Origin of the sequence: Pseudolabrys taiwanensis (assembly GCF_003367395.1) — a bacterium.
GTDB lineage: Bacteria > Pseudomonadota > Alphaproteobacteria > Rhizobiales > Xanthobacteraceae > Pseudolabrys > Pseudolabrys taiwanensis.
This window is the reverse complement of the sequence record NZ_CP031417.1, coordinates 1,498,390-1,511,712: the sequence shown is the minus strand read 5'-3', so window position 1 is coordinate 1,511,712 and position 13,323 is coordinate 1,498,390. Positions and strand designations below refer to the sequence as shown.

The 13,323-nt window shown below is 65.9% G+C and carries 12 protein-coding genes; 5 read left to right on the top strand and 7 right to left on the bottom strand.

Annotated elements, in window-relative coordinates; all coding sequences use genetic code 11:
• Window positions 1-32 precede the first annotated feature (32 nt).
• The gene (locus tag DW352_RS07220) at window positions 33-1,235 is read left to right on the top strand and encodes an MFS transporter (protein WP_115689862.1); all 1,203 of its coding nucleotides are present in this window, start codon (window positions 33-35) and stop codon (window positions 1,233-1,235) included.
• Here DW352_RS07220 and DW352_RS07215 read toward each other — a convergent pair.
• The 6 genes from DW352_RS07215 to DW352_RS07190 form a co-directional block, all read right to left on the bottom strand.
• The gene (locus DW352_RS07215) at window positions 1,232-2,470 is read right to left on the bottom strand and encodes a lytic murein transglycosylase (RefSeq protein ID WP_115689860.1); all 1,239 of its coding nucleotides are present in this window, start codon (window positions 2,468-2,470) and stop codon (window positions 1,232-1,234) included. The two genes, DW352_RS07220 and DW352_RS07215, sit on opposite strands and share 4 nt — an antisense overlap.
• A gap of 118 nt (window positions 2,471-2,588) precedes the next feature.
• Window positions 2,589-2,840 carry a hypothetical protein gene (locus tag DW352_RS07210; protein ID WP_115689858.1) on the bottom strand — a complete coding sequence of 84 codons (252 nt, stop codon included), beginning with the start codon at window positions 2,838-2,840 and terminating at the stop codon, window positions 2,589-2,591.
• A 161-nt stretch (window positions 2,841-3,001) separates the two neighbouring features.
• Window positions 3,002-4,717 (bottom strand): M23 family metallopeptidase, encoded by a 1,716-nt coding sequence (locus DW352_RS07205; RefSeq protein ID WP_115689856.1) that lies wholly within the window; start codon window positions 4,715-4,717, stop codon window positions 3,002-3,004.
• Window positions 4,718-4,861: 144 nt separating this feature from the next.
• Entirely contained in the window at window positions 4,862-5,890 is a 1,029-nt protein-coding gene (locus DW352_RS07200) for a Bug family tripartite tricarboxylate transporter substrate binding protein (RefSeq protein ID WP_115689854.1), read from the bottom strand.
• 60 nt (window positions 5,891-5,950) lie between these two features.
• A complete protein-coding gene (locus DW352_RS07195; protein ID WP_115689852.1) occupies window positions 5,951-6,835 on the bottom strand; it encodes a substrate-binding domain-containing protein in 885 nt (294 codons plus the stop codon).
• Window positions 6,832-7,698 carry an amidohydrolase family protein gene (locus DW352_RS07190; protein ID WP_115694280.1) on the bottom strand — a complete coding sequence of 289 codons (867 nt, stop codon included), beginning with the start codon at window positions 7,696-7,698 and terminating at the stop codon, window positions 6,832-6,834. The genes DW352_RS07195 and DW352_RS07190 overlap by 4 nt, the downstream gene beginning before the upstream one ends.
• Window positions 7,699-7,810: 112 nt before the next feature.
• Here DW352_RS07190 and DW352_RS07185 point away from each other — a divergent pair, with 112 nt between their 5' ends.
• Complete coding sequence (locus tag DW352_RS07185; protein WP_115689850.1) at window positions 7,811-9,049, top strand: LysR family transcriptional regulator; 1,239 nt, start codon at window positions 7,811-7,813, stop codon at window positions 9,047-9,049.
• Window positions 9,050-9,103: 54 nt separating this feature from the next.
• On the opposite strand, the gene efp is transcribed toward DW352_RS07185, so the two are convergent.
• On the bottom strand, window positions 9,104-9,712 hold the full coding sequence (gene efp / locus DW352_RS07180; RefSeq protein ID WP_115694279.1) for an elongation factor P: 609 nt from the start codon (window positions 9,710-9,712) through the stop codon (window positions 9,104-9,106).
• 75 nt (window positions 9,713-9,787) lie between these two features.
• On the opposite strand from efp, the gene epmA reads away from it, so the two are divergent.
• The 3 genes from epmA to DW352_RS07165 all read left to right on the top strand — a co-directional run bounded on the left by epmA (window position 9,788) and on the right by DW352_RS07165 (window position 13,306).
• On the top strand, window positions 9,788-10,831 hold the full coding sequence (gene epmA, locus DW352_RS07175; RefSeq protein ID WP_115689848.1) for an EF-P lysine aminoacylase EpmA: 1,044 nt from the start codon (window positions 9,788-9,790) through the stop codon (window positions 10,829-10,831).
• Window positions 10,832-10,852: 21 nt separating this feature from the next.
• Window positions 10,853-11,905 carry a lysine-2,3-aminomutase-like protein gene (locus tag DW352_RS07170; RefSeq protein WP_115694278.1) on the top strand — a complete coding sequence of 351 codons (1,053 nt, stop codon included), beginning with the start codon at window positions 10,853-10,855 and terminating at the stop codon, window positions 11,903-11,905.
• A gap of 174 nt (window positions 11,906-12,079) precedes the next feature.
• A complete protein-coding gene (locus DW352_RS07165; protein WP_115689846.1) occupies window positions 12,080-13,306 on the top strand; it encodes a 3-hydroxybenzoate 6-monooxygenase in 1,227 nt (408 codons plus the stop codon).
• The last annotated feature ends 17 nt before the right edge of the window (window positions 13,307-13,323 follow it).

Below are 13,323 nucleotides of genomic sequence, written 5' to 3'. Positions count from 1 at the left end.
CGCCTTTGCCTAGATTTGCCTAGAGCGGTGCCGTGTCACGCAAACCCATTATCGCCGGCCCCGCGCTTGTTCTTGCCGCCGGTTTCCTCGTGCTGTTCATTGCCGGCGGGTCGCGTTTCGCTGTCGGCTTGACGCTGCGTCCGATCGTCGACGATCTCGGCTGGGATCGTAGCGATATCGGACTTGCCGTCGCGGTATTTCAATTTGTCTCGGCCGGCGCGACCTTCGTCGCCGGCCAATTGGCGGACCGCACGGGTCTGCGGCTTGTGCTCGGGGGCGGGCTGGTCGTCTGCGGCATTGGCATCGGGCTGATGAGCTTCATGGTGGCGCCGTGGCAAGCCTTGCTGCTGTACGGCGTCATTTACGCCTTGGGCAACGGCGCCGCGTCCATGAGCCCGGTCGGCGTGATGGTAACGCGGGCCTTTCCGACGCGCGCCGGCTTTGCCAACGCCGTCGCCATGTCCGGCATGAGCGTCGGGCAACTCATGACGATTGCCGTGCTGGCCGCCGCGCTCACGCTGATGTCCTGGCAGTCGATCTATCTCTGGCTCGGCGTGGCGCACATCGTGCTGGTGCCGATGCTGCTGCTCATGATCCCGCGAAAGCAATCGGCACACGCGCCATCGGCCAGGTCGGATGGCGGGCTCAATATCCTTGCCGCGGCCAAGGGGCGCCAGTTCTGGCTGCTGCTCGTCATCTACGCCATCTGCGGCTTCGACGATTTCTTCGTGACCACGCATGTCGTTGCCTTCTCGCAGGACCGCGGCGTCGATGCATTCCTCGCCGGCAATTTGCTGGCGGTGATGGGCCTGACCGGCCTCATCGGCGTCGTTGCGGGCGGCGCATTCAGCGACCGTTTCGGCCCGGTGTGGCCGACGGCGATTGCCTTTGCCGCGCGTATCGTCGTGTTCGCGCTCGTGATGATCGATCAGTCGCCATTGTCGATCGCAATCTTTGCGCTCGTGTTCGGCGCCACGTTCCTGGTGACGGCGCCGCTCACCATCGTCTTCGTTGCCGAGAGCTTCGGCATGCGCCATCTCGGCGCGCTCACCGGCTTTATCACGATGGTGCACCAGGTCTTCGGCGGCCTCGGCGCCTATCTCGGTGCGGCCCTGTTCGACAGCACGAAAAGCTACGATGCGGCGTTTCTTGTCATGCTGGCGGCATCGGCCGTCGCCCTGGTGCTGACATTGATGCTGAAGCGGCCGGCCGCGCATGCCGGCGCGGCCGCCTAGCGCATCTGGCGCAGCTGAGCCAACAGCTTCAGTCCGGCATAACCGTCGGGGTCGATGCCGTTCTTCTTTTGAAAGGCGACAATGGCGCGCACGGTGTCGGAGCCGGTGCGTCCGTCGATGCCGTCGGTCTTGAAACCCTGTTCGTTCAAGCGGCGCTGGATCTCCTTGACCTCGTCGATGGTCGGGATGCGTTCGCCGCCGGGGAAGTGCTGGCGGAAGCCGCCATTGCCGCGGATGAGGTCGCCGAGATGGACGAGCGCCAGCGTGTAGTTGGACGATGGATTGTAGGAATAGACGGCGCGGAAATTTGGTCCGACGAGGAAGGCCGGGCCGCCGGCGACGGGCAGCCACAGCTTGGCTTGATCGTGCGGCCGCGGGAACGCCGCGCCGTCGGCACGCGTGACGCCGAGCTCGTGCCATTTCGCGTAACTGCGCCAGGTGCGATTATTGGCGAGCCGGGCATGGCCGGCGGGAATCTTCACCTCGTAGCCCCAGGCTTCGCCGCGCCGCCATTTGCCGCGTTCGACGAGGTAGCGCGCCGTGCCGGCCAGGGCATCGTCCGGCTTACCGAAGGGATTGATGCGGCCGTCGCGATCGTAGTCGACGCCGACATGCAGCCACACCTCCGGCATCCATTGCGTATGTCCCATGGCGCCGGCCCACGAGCCGATCATCTCGGACGGTTGCGCCCATTTACGGTCGACGATGAGCAGCGCGTTGAGCAGTTCGGATTCCCAATATTTACGGCGGCGCGGTTCGCCATAGGCGAGTGCGGCCAATGACGGGATGATCGGCCGCATGTATTTCGGATTGTCGATGACGTCGCCGTAGGACGACTCCATGCCCCATAGACCGAGCAGCACGTAACGGTCGACGCCGTAGTCTTTCTCCACGCGCGCCAAGAGGCTGGCATGTTCCTTGGCCCGCTGCTTGCCTGTGATGACGCGCCAATCCGAACAGCGGCGATTGATGTATTGCCAGGTCTGTTCGGTGAACTCGGGCTGCTTGCGAAACTGCTCGTAGACGGCGGTATCGGGCTCGAGCCGGCCCATCACGCGGTCGTAGGTTTCCTCGGAGATGCCACGCGCGATGGCGCGCGCCCGGAAGGCTTGCACCCAACGCTCGAAAGCGGCGGAACGTGCCCAGGCTGGAACGGACCACGTCAAGCCGGCGGCGATGGCGGTACCCAGCACCGTACGGCGGTTCACCGAGGGGAGGCGGGAGATTCGCGTCATGGCGTCATTCTAGACGCCATGGGTCGCCAAACAATCGCGACGGCCACACGCAAGATGCCGCAGCGGCAGCCCTGAAACCCCCGCTGGCGGCCAGCGGGGACTTTCAAGCGTGCGGCCGTCAGCGCAGCGAAACGCCGCCGCCCGTCACATAGCCCGCGCCTTCGACGCGCGGATCGATCCGTCTCGATGAAGGCGCTGCGCGCGGAATGGGCGTACGCACCCGCTCGGCGCTGGCATAGCTTTCGGAACCGTCGGTCCGAGCCTGGTATGCCCCGTGTTGCTGATATGCCTGATAAGCGGGCGCGCCGAAATCGACGCCAGCCGTCGCGCCCATGGTCTGCGCGAATGCGCCGGTGCTCGCGATCGTCATAGCGCTCGCAACGAGCGCCGTCTTTATCCGTGTCATGGCAATGATCCTCTACAAGGCCACACGGCGGTGGGACCACCGCTCGTTGCGATTTGACATGGAGAGGGGCGCGCACAACGGCTAGGTCGCCATCGATCACGCATCAGCACAAAGCAGTGATCGGACTATTCGTCCGCCGTGTGCGAGCGCTTGCGGCGGCGCCGAATGCGACGCTTGCGCGGTTTTTTCTCTTTGCTGGAGGTCGCACGATGCGGCTGCGACTCCGCACGCTCTTTGGCGCCGATCTGTGCAGGCTTCGGCTCAGGCAATTTTGCAGGCACGAGCGCATCCTTCGCGCCGTCGGCCATCGCATTTCCCTGTTCCGCGGTCGGCACGCGCACGATGCCCGGCTGCAGGATCACGGGCGCCACCGTGGCGACGGGCGGCTCCGGATCGCCGGTCTTGATCTCGGTGCCGCGTGCGCCGATGAGCCGCTCGTACGCGGCAACCAAAGTCATGTAGGGATTGACGAAGACCCAGCCGATCCTGGTCGGCACTTGCATGTCGAAATGCAGGTGATTGGTCGTGCCGCGTTCGTACTCATTGTAATTCGCGACGAGGCCGATGCGTTCGCCGGCCTTCACCGTGCGGCCGCTGAGCACGCCGTCGGCGTCGAGGCGTTTGGGGCTCATATGCATGTAGCGCACGCGCATATGCGTGTCGGCCGTGTTGATGAACAGGAACACCGCTTCCTGCTTGGGCGCGCGCAGCAGCATGCCGTCATGCGCGGCCACGACGTCGTGCCGATAGGGCTCGCAGCGGTCGGCGCCCTGGTTGATCTGCGCGCAATTGCTCGGGCGAATGTCCTGGCCCTGATGGCCCTGGCCCGCGGGGCATTGACCAACGTCGAAATTGCGGTGTTCGCAGAAATTGTCGCGCCATGGATAGGAGTAGTTGCGGCCGGCCGATTCATCGAACACCAAAGGCAGGCCGTTCACCTTGCATGAATAGCTCATGCCCTTGCGGCCGAGCCGGCGCGGCGAGCGGCCGGTGAAGTCGCAATCGCCCCAGTTGTTGAACGACTGCGAGTTCGCGAAGGCGGGCGGCTCCTTTATCGGAAAGCGCAGGCGCGCATAGACCGTGTAGTCGGTGCGGCCCGGTACGTCCGGGCGGCGGCCGGATCCCGGGATGAGCGAGCCGGGGCTGAAGTAAGTGAAGTCGGATGATATTTGATCCGGCCTGACGATCGGTGGCGGCTCGACGGCCGGTCCGGCGGCCGCGGGATTGCCGCCGGCCAGCTTGAGCGCGCGCAGGAAGCGCTCGGCGACGCGGTCGGCCTGCTTACAAGAGAGGATCCGCGGCCGCGGGCGGATGTCGCGGCAGTAGATCGCCGCGACGTAAGTCACGCCGAAGCGTGAGAAGCTGTAGCGCACATAGAATTCGTGAAGGGTGCGCGTGATGCCGGGGAACAGCGCGTCGAGTTCCTTGACCGGCTGGCCTTCGGGCAGCGCCGGGCCGTCGAGATCGTAGGTGAAGCGCAGACCCGACATCAGCACATAGACGGGGTCGCGATAGCGGATGTCGGAAAGATCGGCGGTGTCGGCGGTGCGCAGCGAGAAGACGGCGTCGTACCCGGCGGGGCCGGATTGGAAGAAGCCGGTCGGCCGAAAGCCGGCGAGGGTTTCCTTGTCGAACGGCAGCAGGACCGGGACACTGCTCTTGTCGATGCCGGTGAAGCGTGTCGCGGCCGCGGCATTGAGCGCGTCCAGCCCGTCAGGCGCATTGGCGGCGGCCATCTGCCAATCGGGCTCGGCGACCGCCAGGCGCGGTACCGTCATCTCGTCCGCCGCCGCGGCGGCAGCGGTCAGCAGCGCCAGAATGAGGACGATGGCGCGTGTCAAAGCGGGTCCCTCGTTTTGCCCGCTCCCCCGGGGCCGTGAAGTGCTTGGCCCCGGAACTTAGATTGCTCGGCCCCTCGGATACAAGGGAGGGGGCCCGAGGCTGTGCGCAAGGACGGGCAATGCCGGCCGTCGCGTGACCGGCCGCTAGCGCTGGGCGATACCGGCCTGTTTGATCACGCGCGCCCACTTGGCGACGTCGCTGACGATGCGTTCGTGCAATGCCTCGGGCGACATGCTGCGCGCGTCCATGCCGGCCTCGCTGGAGAACTTCTGCACCTGGGGCGACTTGAGTGCCTCGTCGACCGCGCGATTGAGCGTACGCACGATCTCGTCCGGCGTGCCTTTGCGCACGGCAAGGCCGTTCCAACTGGTCACCTCGTAATCGGGCACACCGCTCTCGGCGACAGTCGGTATGTTGGGCAGATTGGCCGCACGCTCCTTGCCGGTCGTCGCGAGGACCGTGACCTGATTGTTCTGGATCGGCGATTGGAAGCCGACGAAGTATTCGAATGCGACATCGACATCGCCCCGGAGGACCGCGTTCGCGAGATCCGGCGTCGTCTTGTACGGGATCACGGCGACATCGATGCCGGCGAGAAGCTGGAACAAGACCGCCGATAGGTTCTGCGCGCTGCCGGCGTTGATGGTGCCGAAGTTGATGGTGCCGGGCTTTGCCTTCGCGGCGGCGATCAGGTCCTGGATGGTTTTGAACTTCGAGTCGGCCTTGGTGACGATCACCAGGCCGTACGAGGCCGTGGTCGAGATCGGCGTGAAGTCGTTCTCGAGGTCATAGGGCAGCTTCTTGAACAACGCCTTGGCGATGGTGAGGCCGCCGCCGATCATGGTCATCGTGTAACCGTCGGCGGGCGCTTGTTCGGTCGCCTGCATGCCGAGCACGCCAGCCGCCCCCGGACGGTTTTCGATGAAGAACTGCTGGCCGAACTTCTTGCTCAGATTGTCCGCGACCATGCGCATGGTCACGTCGGCGATGCCGCCGGGGCCGTAAGGAACGATGATGCGGACCGGCTTCGATGGATAGGTCTCGGCCGCGACGGGCCGCGACGCAAATGCGCCGAGCGACAGACTCAGAACGAGCGCGGCGCCCGCAAGTCGCGCGAGCGTCGGTCGCGCGAACTTCGATCGCGAACGCGTCGATGTGTGCAATGACAGCATGATTCCTCCATTCACTATGGCCGATTGCGACGGCTTCGTTTGTCGGCTTCTTGGACGTCGTCAGATGCGCATGGCATCGCCCAACAGGGCGACCGTTTCGGCGAATATCTCATCGACCGTCAACGGCCGCGGCAGCAGCTTCTGTTGTTCGCAATAATGCAGCACCGTCTCGAGACCGCGGCGGTTGGCTTCGATGCCGATGGCGGTCATGCGCGGCGTTGATTTTGCCGGTGGCTCCGCCTGCACGATCGCGCGCCACAGGTCCTTGATCGCTTGCGGGTTGGCGCGCGCGGCGTCCTTGCGCACCACGATCATATGATTGATCGGGATGACGCTGTGTTTCGCGTACCAGTCCTTGGCGGCGTTCTCGGGATCGGGGATCACCGGCACGAGGTCGGGATCGTCCGGCAGATCGTTGCCGAGGATGGCGGCATCGATATCGCCGGCGCGCAGGAGATCGACGAGCTTGCTGCCGGCCGGTGCGGGCTCGACCCAGGCCGGGTTGCGATACTCGGCCACATGCGCGCCCTCCTGCGTCACCCAGCGCACCGCGTCGGGCGCGACGCCATAGTCGTTTTGCAGGATGCCGCGCAGCCAGACGCCGGTCGTCTGCGTATAGGCGCGAACGCCGATCCGGCGTCCCGGCAAATCGGCGACGCCGAGGGCAGGGCTTTGCCGCCGCGCGATCAGACAGCGCTGCTGGAAGCGCGCGGCGACGGTCACGGGCAACAACAGCAGCGGTTTGTCATAGGCGAGCGCTTGCAACGCCGTGACGATCGCCATCTCGCTGACGTCGAACTTCTGCTCGCGCGCCATCGGCGCGAAGGCGCGGTGGATCGGAGAGACCTCAGCGAAATTGAGATCGAGGCCGGAAATGGCGGCGGCCGCCGCAGGCAGGCGCTCGCGCCAGGCCTTGGCGCCGATCACCGTCGTCAGGGCTGTCATGCCGCGGCTCCCTCGCGGTTCAGCGCCGGATAGAGACGGCGCGCGGTCTTGCCGAAGATGGCGGCGCGGTCGCTTTCGGTCAGGCAGGCGAGGGCCTGTTTGGTCTCATCGAGCAGATGCGACATGGTGCCGGCATGGGCCGGGAAGTTCGAGCCGTAAGCGATGCGGTCGGCGCCGAACGCCGCGACGATCTTCGGGAAGAAAGCCTCGGGCGTCGAAGCACCGGCGCTCGCTTCCTCCACCGTCCTCGTTGTCAGCTTGAGGAAGAGGTTGGGATAGCGGGCGAGGTCGAACAGCCATTGCGCGCCGGCGTAGGGCGCCCCGTCCGACAGGTTCACACGGCCGAGATGGTCGAGCACGATCGGCACCGTGCGGAAGCGCTCCAGCAACTGCTGCAGCTGCGCCGCGCCTTCGGGGCGCATCTGGATGCAGACGGGCAGGTTGATCGCTTCGGCGCGCTCCCAGATCGGGAAGGTCTTGGGATCGGCGAGCCAGCCGGCCTGGCCGGGGCTCGTGCTGCCGGTGGTGAACAGGCGCATGCCGGTCAGGCCGGCCTGCGTCCAATGATCGAACTTTGCGGCGGCATCGGGCGCGAACAGGTCGATCGAGAACACGCCGGTGAAACGGTCCGGATACTTGGCGACGGAGTCCGCGAGGTATGAGTTGTCGTAGCCATAAGCGGTCGAGGCGTGCACGACCGCCGACTGCGCCACGCCGGCGGCGTCCATGGCCGCGATCAGCGCCTCGGCGCTGGTCGGCCGCGTGCGCGACCAGTCCGATTGCTTGCCGCCGAGCGGCGCCAATGGATAGCGCGCGGTGTCGGATGAGATGACGTGCGTGTGGATGTCGACGATGTCGGCCACGGCCAAGGCGTACCTCCGGTTTCTTTTTGTCGCCCGCCATTAAGCGCCTGCGCGCCACGCGCGGCCAATTCCAATCGTGGCCGCGGTCATAACTTTTTGCTAAGCCGCTGCGATGAAACAGCCGTCCGAATACCGCCTGCCGCGCCTCAGCCGCCTGCGTGCGTTCGAAGGCGTGCGCGTTGCCGGCGCCATGAGCGGCGCGGCGAACCGCCTGCATCTCACGCAGCCGGCAATCACCCGTGCGATCCGCGCGTTGGAGCGCGACCTGCGCGTGACGCTGTTCAAGCGCGCCGCCGGCGGCAGTTTTCTCACCGCCGAGGGCGCGCTGTTCGGGCGCCGTGCCGGGCGTTTCTTTGCACAACTGAATGCCGCCGTGGCCCATGCGCTAGGCGCCGGTGCCGATCGTGACGACGTGGCGCGGCTGACGCGCAAGGTCAGCGACGGTCACATCCATACGCTGCTCGCCATCGCGAAGGCCGGCAATTTTCGCCGCGCCGCGCAGGCCCTGAGGATCGCCGAGCCGACATTGCATCGCGCCGCGCGTGCGCTCGAGCGGCTGCTCGGCGTCTCGCTCTACCGGATGCAGGCCGGTGGCATTGGGCTATCGCCTGCCGGCGCGGAACTGGCGCGCCGCTTCGCCGTGGCCGGTATCGAGATCAAAGCGGGCTTGGATGAACTCGCGTCGCAGCGCGGTGCCGCCGCGACGACCATGACCATCGGCATTCTGGTTCTCGCGCCGAAACGCCTGTTGTCGTCAGCGACGGAGAAGGTTCTGGAGAGCCATCAGAAGGCGCGTTTGACGCTGCGCGAAGCGAGCTATCAGGAACTCGTCCATGAACTGCGCAATGGCAGCATCGACGTGATCGTCGGTGCGCTGCGTGCGCCGCCGCCGTTCGGCGACCTGCAGGAAGAGCCGCTGTTCGAGGATCCTTATTGCGTGGTGTGCCGCCGTCATCATCCACTCGCGCGCGTGAAGCGGCCGCGACGCGCCGATCTGCGCGCCTATGACTGGATATTCCCGACCGCGTCGCTGCCGCGCCGCGCGGTGCTCGACGATCTCATCGATAAATGGCGGCTCTCGGGCCGTGTCCAGATCGAGACCGATTCGCTGGGCGCGGTGACGTCAATGCTGGCGGTCAGCGACCGGCTGAGCCTTCTGCCGCGCGGCTATGTCTTCGGCGAGGATCGTTCGACGCAGCTCAAGATCTTGGATGTGCCGGTGCCCCATGTGCGCCGCATGGTGGGGCTGACAACGCGGCGCGACTGGCTGCCGACCGCGCTGCATGCCGCGTTCGTCGATCGTCTGCGCGATGTTTCGCAGGTGCACGGGGCAGCCGCCGCGTCAAAATGAAATGGCCGGGCAGGGCCCGGCCATCGCGCGCGATCTAGGTGAACGGAGCGGGGCTCAGTCCTTGGCGCGCTCGACATAGGAGCCGTCGGCCGTGTTCACCACGACGCGGGTGCCGGTGACGATGTGCGTCGGCACCATGGTGCGGACGCCGTTCGACAGCATCGCCGGCTTGAACGAGCCCGACGCGGTCTGGCCCTTCACCACCGGCTCGGTGTCGGTGATTTCGAGGGTCACCTTCTGCGGGATCTCCATCGACACCGCGATGCCTTCGTGGATGGCGAGGCTGACGATCATGCCTTCCTGAAGATAGGGCGCGTAGTCGCCGACGACGTCGGCGGGAACCTGGAGTTGCTCATAGTTCTCCTGGTTCATGAAGTGGAAGCCGTCGCCGTCCTGGTAGAGATAGGAGAACTCGTGGTCTTCCACGTGGGCGCGCTCGACCTGGTCGGTCGTCTTGTAGCGCTGCTGGGTCTTCACGCCGTCCGAAATGCGGCGCATATCGATCTGCGTGGTCGGCGTGCCCTTGCCGGGGTGGAAGCTTTCCGCATTGAGGACCACATAGAGCTTGCCGTCGAGGTCGACGATGTTGCCCTTGCGGATTTGGCTGGCGATAACCTTCACGACGAGAATCCTTGATCTGGGACGATTTTCGGGGCGCACCATAGCGATCTTCTCGCCCATTACCAGCCTTTCCGCCGGGCTGATTTTGTTGAGGTAAAGGCCGTTTCCGAGGTCGAATTGCGCGAATCCATCCCATTCTGGCTGCCCGGGCCGCATGCCGCCCGCAGACCGTACCTCGCGGCCCGTGGCCGGATCGCGGCCGCGCTGCGCGGCTGGTTCGCCGGTTCCGGCTTCATCGAGGTCGAAACGGCGACCCTGCAGGTCTCGCCCGGTAACGAGACGCACCTGCATGCCTTCGCTACGGACCTGGTCGGGCCGGGCGGGGAGCATGAGACGCTCTACTTGCGTACCTCGCCGGAGTTCGCCTGCAAAAAGCTATTGGCCGCCGGCGAGACCCGCATCTTCGATTTTGCCCGCGTGTTCCGTAACCGCGAGCGCACGGCGCTGCATCATCCCGAATTCACGATGCTCGAATGGTACCGCGCCAACGAGAGCTACGAGACGCTGATGGACGATTGCGCCGCGCTGCTGGCGGAGGCGGCGCGCGCGGCCGGCGCCACGCAGCTCACCTATCGCGGCAAGACCGCCGATCCCTTCGCCGCGCCGGAACGCATCACCGTGGCGGAAGCCTTCGACCGCTACGCCGGTGTCGATCTCCTCGCGACCATTACCGGCGCGCAGGGCGACCGCGATGCGCTGGCGGCGGCGACGGTGGCCGCCGGCATTCAGATCGCCGACGACGACACCTGGGGCGACATCTTCAGCCGCGTCATTGTCGAGAAGGTCGACCCGCATCTCGGCATGGGTCGCGCCACCATATTGTACGAATATCCGCTGCCGCAGGCGGCGCTGGCACGCGCCAAGCCCGGCGGCGACAAGGTCGCCGAGCGTTTCGAGATCTATGCCTGCGGTGTCGAACTCGGCAACGCCTTCGGCGAACTGACCGATGTCGCCGAACAGCGCACGCGCTTTGCCGAGGCCATGGCCGAGAAGCAGCGCCTCTATGGCGAGCGCTATCCGGTGGACGAGGACTTTCTGGCCGCCCTGGCGCAGATGCCGCAGGCCGCCGGAATCGCGTTGGGTTTTGACCGGCTGGTGATGCTGGCGACGGGCGCGAGCCGCATCGATCAGGTGATATGGACGCCCGTCGTCGATCTGTGACGGCGGGAAGGAGAGACGATGATGGACGCAAAAGTGCAGACGTTGCGCAATCCGACGCAGCTCTGCGAGCATGGGCTGGCTTCGCCCGCGCAGTTGCCGGCGCTCGAAGCGGTCGCCGCGCGCTATGCCGTTGCGGTGACGCCCGCGCTGGAAGCACTGATCGACCATGCCGACCCGCACGATCCGATCGCGCGGCAGTTCGTGCCCGACGCCGCCGAACTCGACCACAGGCCGGAGGAACTCGCCGATCCGATCGGCGACGATGCGCATGCGCCGGTCGAGGGCATCGTGCATCGCTATCCCGATCGCGTGCTGCTGAAGCTCACCCATGTCTGCGCGGTCTATTGCCGCTTCTGCTTCCGCCGCGAGATGGTCGGCCCGAACAAGCCGAACGCCTTGGCACCGGAAGCGCTGGCGCGCGCGCTCGATTACATCCGCAGCGATGCCAATATCTGGGAGGTGATCCTCACCGGCGGCGATCCGCTGGTGCTGTCGCCGCGGCGCTTGCGCGCGGTGATGACCGCGTTGGCGGCCATCGATCATGTGAAGGTCGCGCGCATCCACACGCGCGTGCCGGTCGCCGATCCCGCACGCATCACGCCCGATCTGGTGCGCGCGATGAAGGCGAGCGGCAAGGCGACCTACGTTGCCGTGCACGTCAATCATGCGCGCGAACTGAGCGACGCGGTGCGCGAGGGGCTTGCCCGCATGGCCGATGCCGGCATGCCGCTGTTGTCGCAGACGGTGCTGCTGAAGGGCGTCAACGACACGCCGGAGACTTTGGGCGCTCTCATGCGCGCGCTCGTCGAATGCCGGGTGAAGCCTTATTACCTGCATCACGGCGATCTCGCCCCCGGCACCAGCCATCTGCGCACGGATATCGCAACGGGGCAGCAGCTGATGCGCGACCTGCACGGCCGCTTCTCGGGGCTCTGCCAGCCGACCTATGTGCTCGATATTCCGGGCGGCCACGGCAAGTCGCCGGTCGGGCCGGTCTATCTGACGTCGAGCGGCGAAGGCGATGCCGTGGTCGAAGATTTCAACGGCCGCTCGCACATCTATCCGCCGCGCTGAACGCTCCGCCGCGCCGATCCTGGCCCTCGCTGCGTTGCACTACGTAGTATTCCGTATCGGCGGGGCCGTCCAATTAGATTGACAGTATACGGTCGAAATGCTTCGATAATTGAACGTATGCTGTCAAACTGGAGTCGCGCTGATCAAGGCGCGGCCGGAAGCGGAGGAGAGGCCATGCCCCATCGTCAAGGTGCGAAGTCGTCCGTCGTTGTTGCCGGCGGCGGTATTGGCGGGTTGGCCGCGGCGCTCGGCCTGGCGCGCAAGGGCTGCCGTGTCACCGTGCTCGAACAGGCCGAGAAGTTCGGCGAGATCGGTGCCGGTATCCAGATCGGACCCAACGCGTTTCACGCCATGGACTATCTCGGCATCGGCGATGTCGGCCGCGCACGGGCGGTCTATGTCGACGCGCTGATCATGATGGATGGCATGACCGGCGAGCAGGTGTTCTACGGGCCGTTGGGCGATGCCTTCCGCAAATATTGCGGCAATCCTTATGCCGTGATCCATCGCGCCGATCTGCACGGCGCCTTTCTCGACGCCTGCCGCGCGCACGAACTGATCACCTTGGTCAACAAGGAGCGGGTGATCGCCTGCGAGAACACGGCGTCCGGCGCCAAGGTGGTGACCGCGGCCGGCAACACCTACGAGGCCGATGCCGTCATCGGCGCCGACGGGGTGCGGTCCAAGGTGCGCGAGCACGTGACGGCCGGTGCGAACGATCCGCTGCGCGTCTCCGGCCACGTCGCCTATCGCGCCGTGTTGCCGATCGAGCAGATGCCGGAGGATCTGCGCTGGAACGCGGCGACATTGTGGGCGGGTCCCAAGTGCCACATGGTGCATTATCCGCTGCAGGGCTGGCGCAGCTTCAATCTGGTGGCGACCTTCGTCACCGACCAGGCGAACGTCGGCAGCAACGAGCCGGGCACGCGCGAGGAGGTGCTCAGCCGCTTCGCCCACATAGTGCCGAAGGCGCGCAAGCTCTTGGAAGTGCCGACCGAATGGCGACGCTGGGTGCTGGGCGATCGCGATCCGATCCCGAACTGGGTCGACGGGCGCATCGCGCTGCTCGGCGACGCCGCGCATCCGACCTATCAATACTTCGCGCAAGGCGCCTGCATGGCGATGGAAGACGCGGTGTGCCTTGCCGACAAGGTCGAGAAGACCGGCGGCGATGTCGCGGCCGCCTTCCAGGCCTATCAGGAGGAGCGCATTCCGCGCGCTTATCGCGTCGTGCTTTCGTCGCGCGAACTCGGCCGCATCTATCACGCCGACGGCGTCGAGCGGCTCGTGCGCAACGCCTGGCTCAAGACCAAGACGCCGGAGCAGTTCTATTCGAGCGTGGCCTGGATCTATGGCGGCAACGGCCTGACCGGTGCCGGCCAGCAGCGTGCCGCAGCCTAAGCCCAACGAACAAGCCG

Excerpts from the sequence above, each read along its gene's own strand:
- DW352_RS07210 (WP_115689858.1), bottom strand. The coding sequence starts at position 2,840 with ATGACGATCGCGAGCACCGGCGCATTCGCGCAGACCATGGGCGCGACG.
- DW352_RS07185 (WP_115689850.1), top strand. The coding sequence starts at position 7,811 with ATGAAACAGCCGTCCGAATACCGCCTGCCGCGCCTCAGCCGCCTGCGT.
- DW352_RS07165 (WP_115689846.1), top strand. The coding sequence starts at position 12,080 with ATGCCCCATCGTCAAGGTGCGAAGTCGTCCGTCGTTGTTGCCGGCGGC.
- DW352_RS07215 (WP_115689860.1), bottom strand. The coding sequence starts at position 2,470 with ATGACGCGAATCTCCCGCCTCCCCTCGGTGAACCGCCGTACGGTGCTG.
- DW352_RS07195 (WP_115689852.1), bottom strand. The coding sequence starts at position 6,835 with ATGACAGCCCTGACGACGGTGATCGGCGCCAAGGCCTGGCGCGAGCGC.
- DW352_RS07200 (WP_115689854.1), bottom strand. The coding sequence starts at position 5,890 with ATGCTGTCATTGCACACATCGACGCGTTCGCGATCGAAGTTCGCGCGA.
- efp (WP_115694279.1), bottom strand. The coding sequence starts at position 9,712 with ATGGTGCGCCCCGAAAATCGTCCCAGATCAAGGATTCTCGTCGTGAAG.
- DW352_RS07170 (WP_115694278.1), top strand. The coding sequence starts at position 10,853 with ATGGACGCAAAAGTGCAGACGTTGCGCAATCCGACGCAGCTCTGCGAG.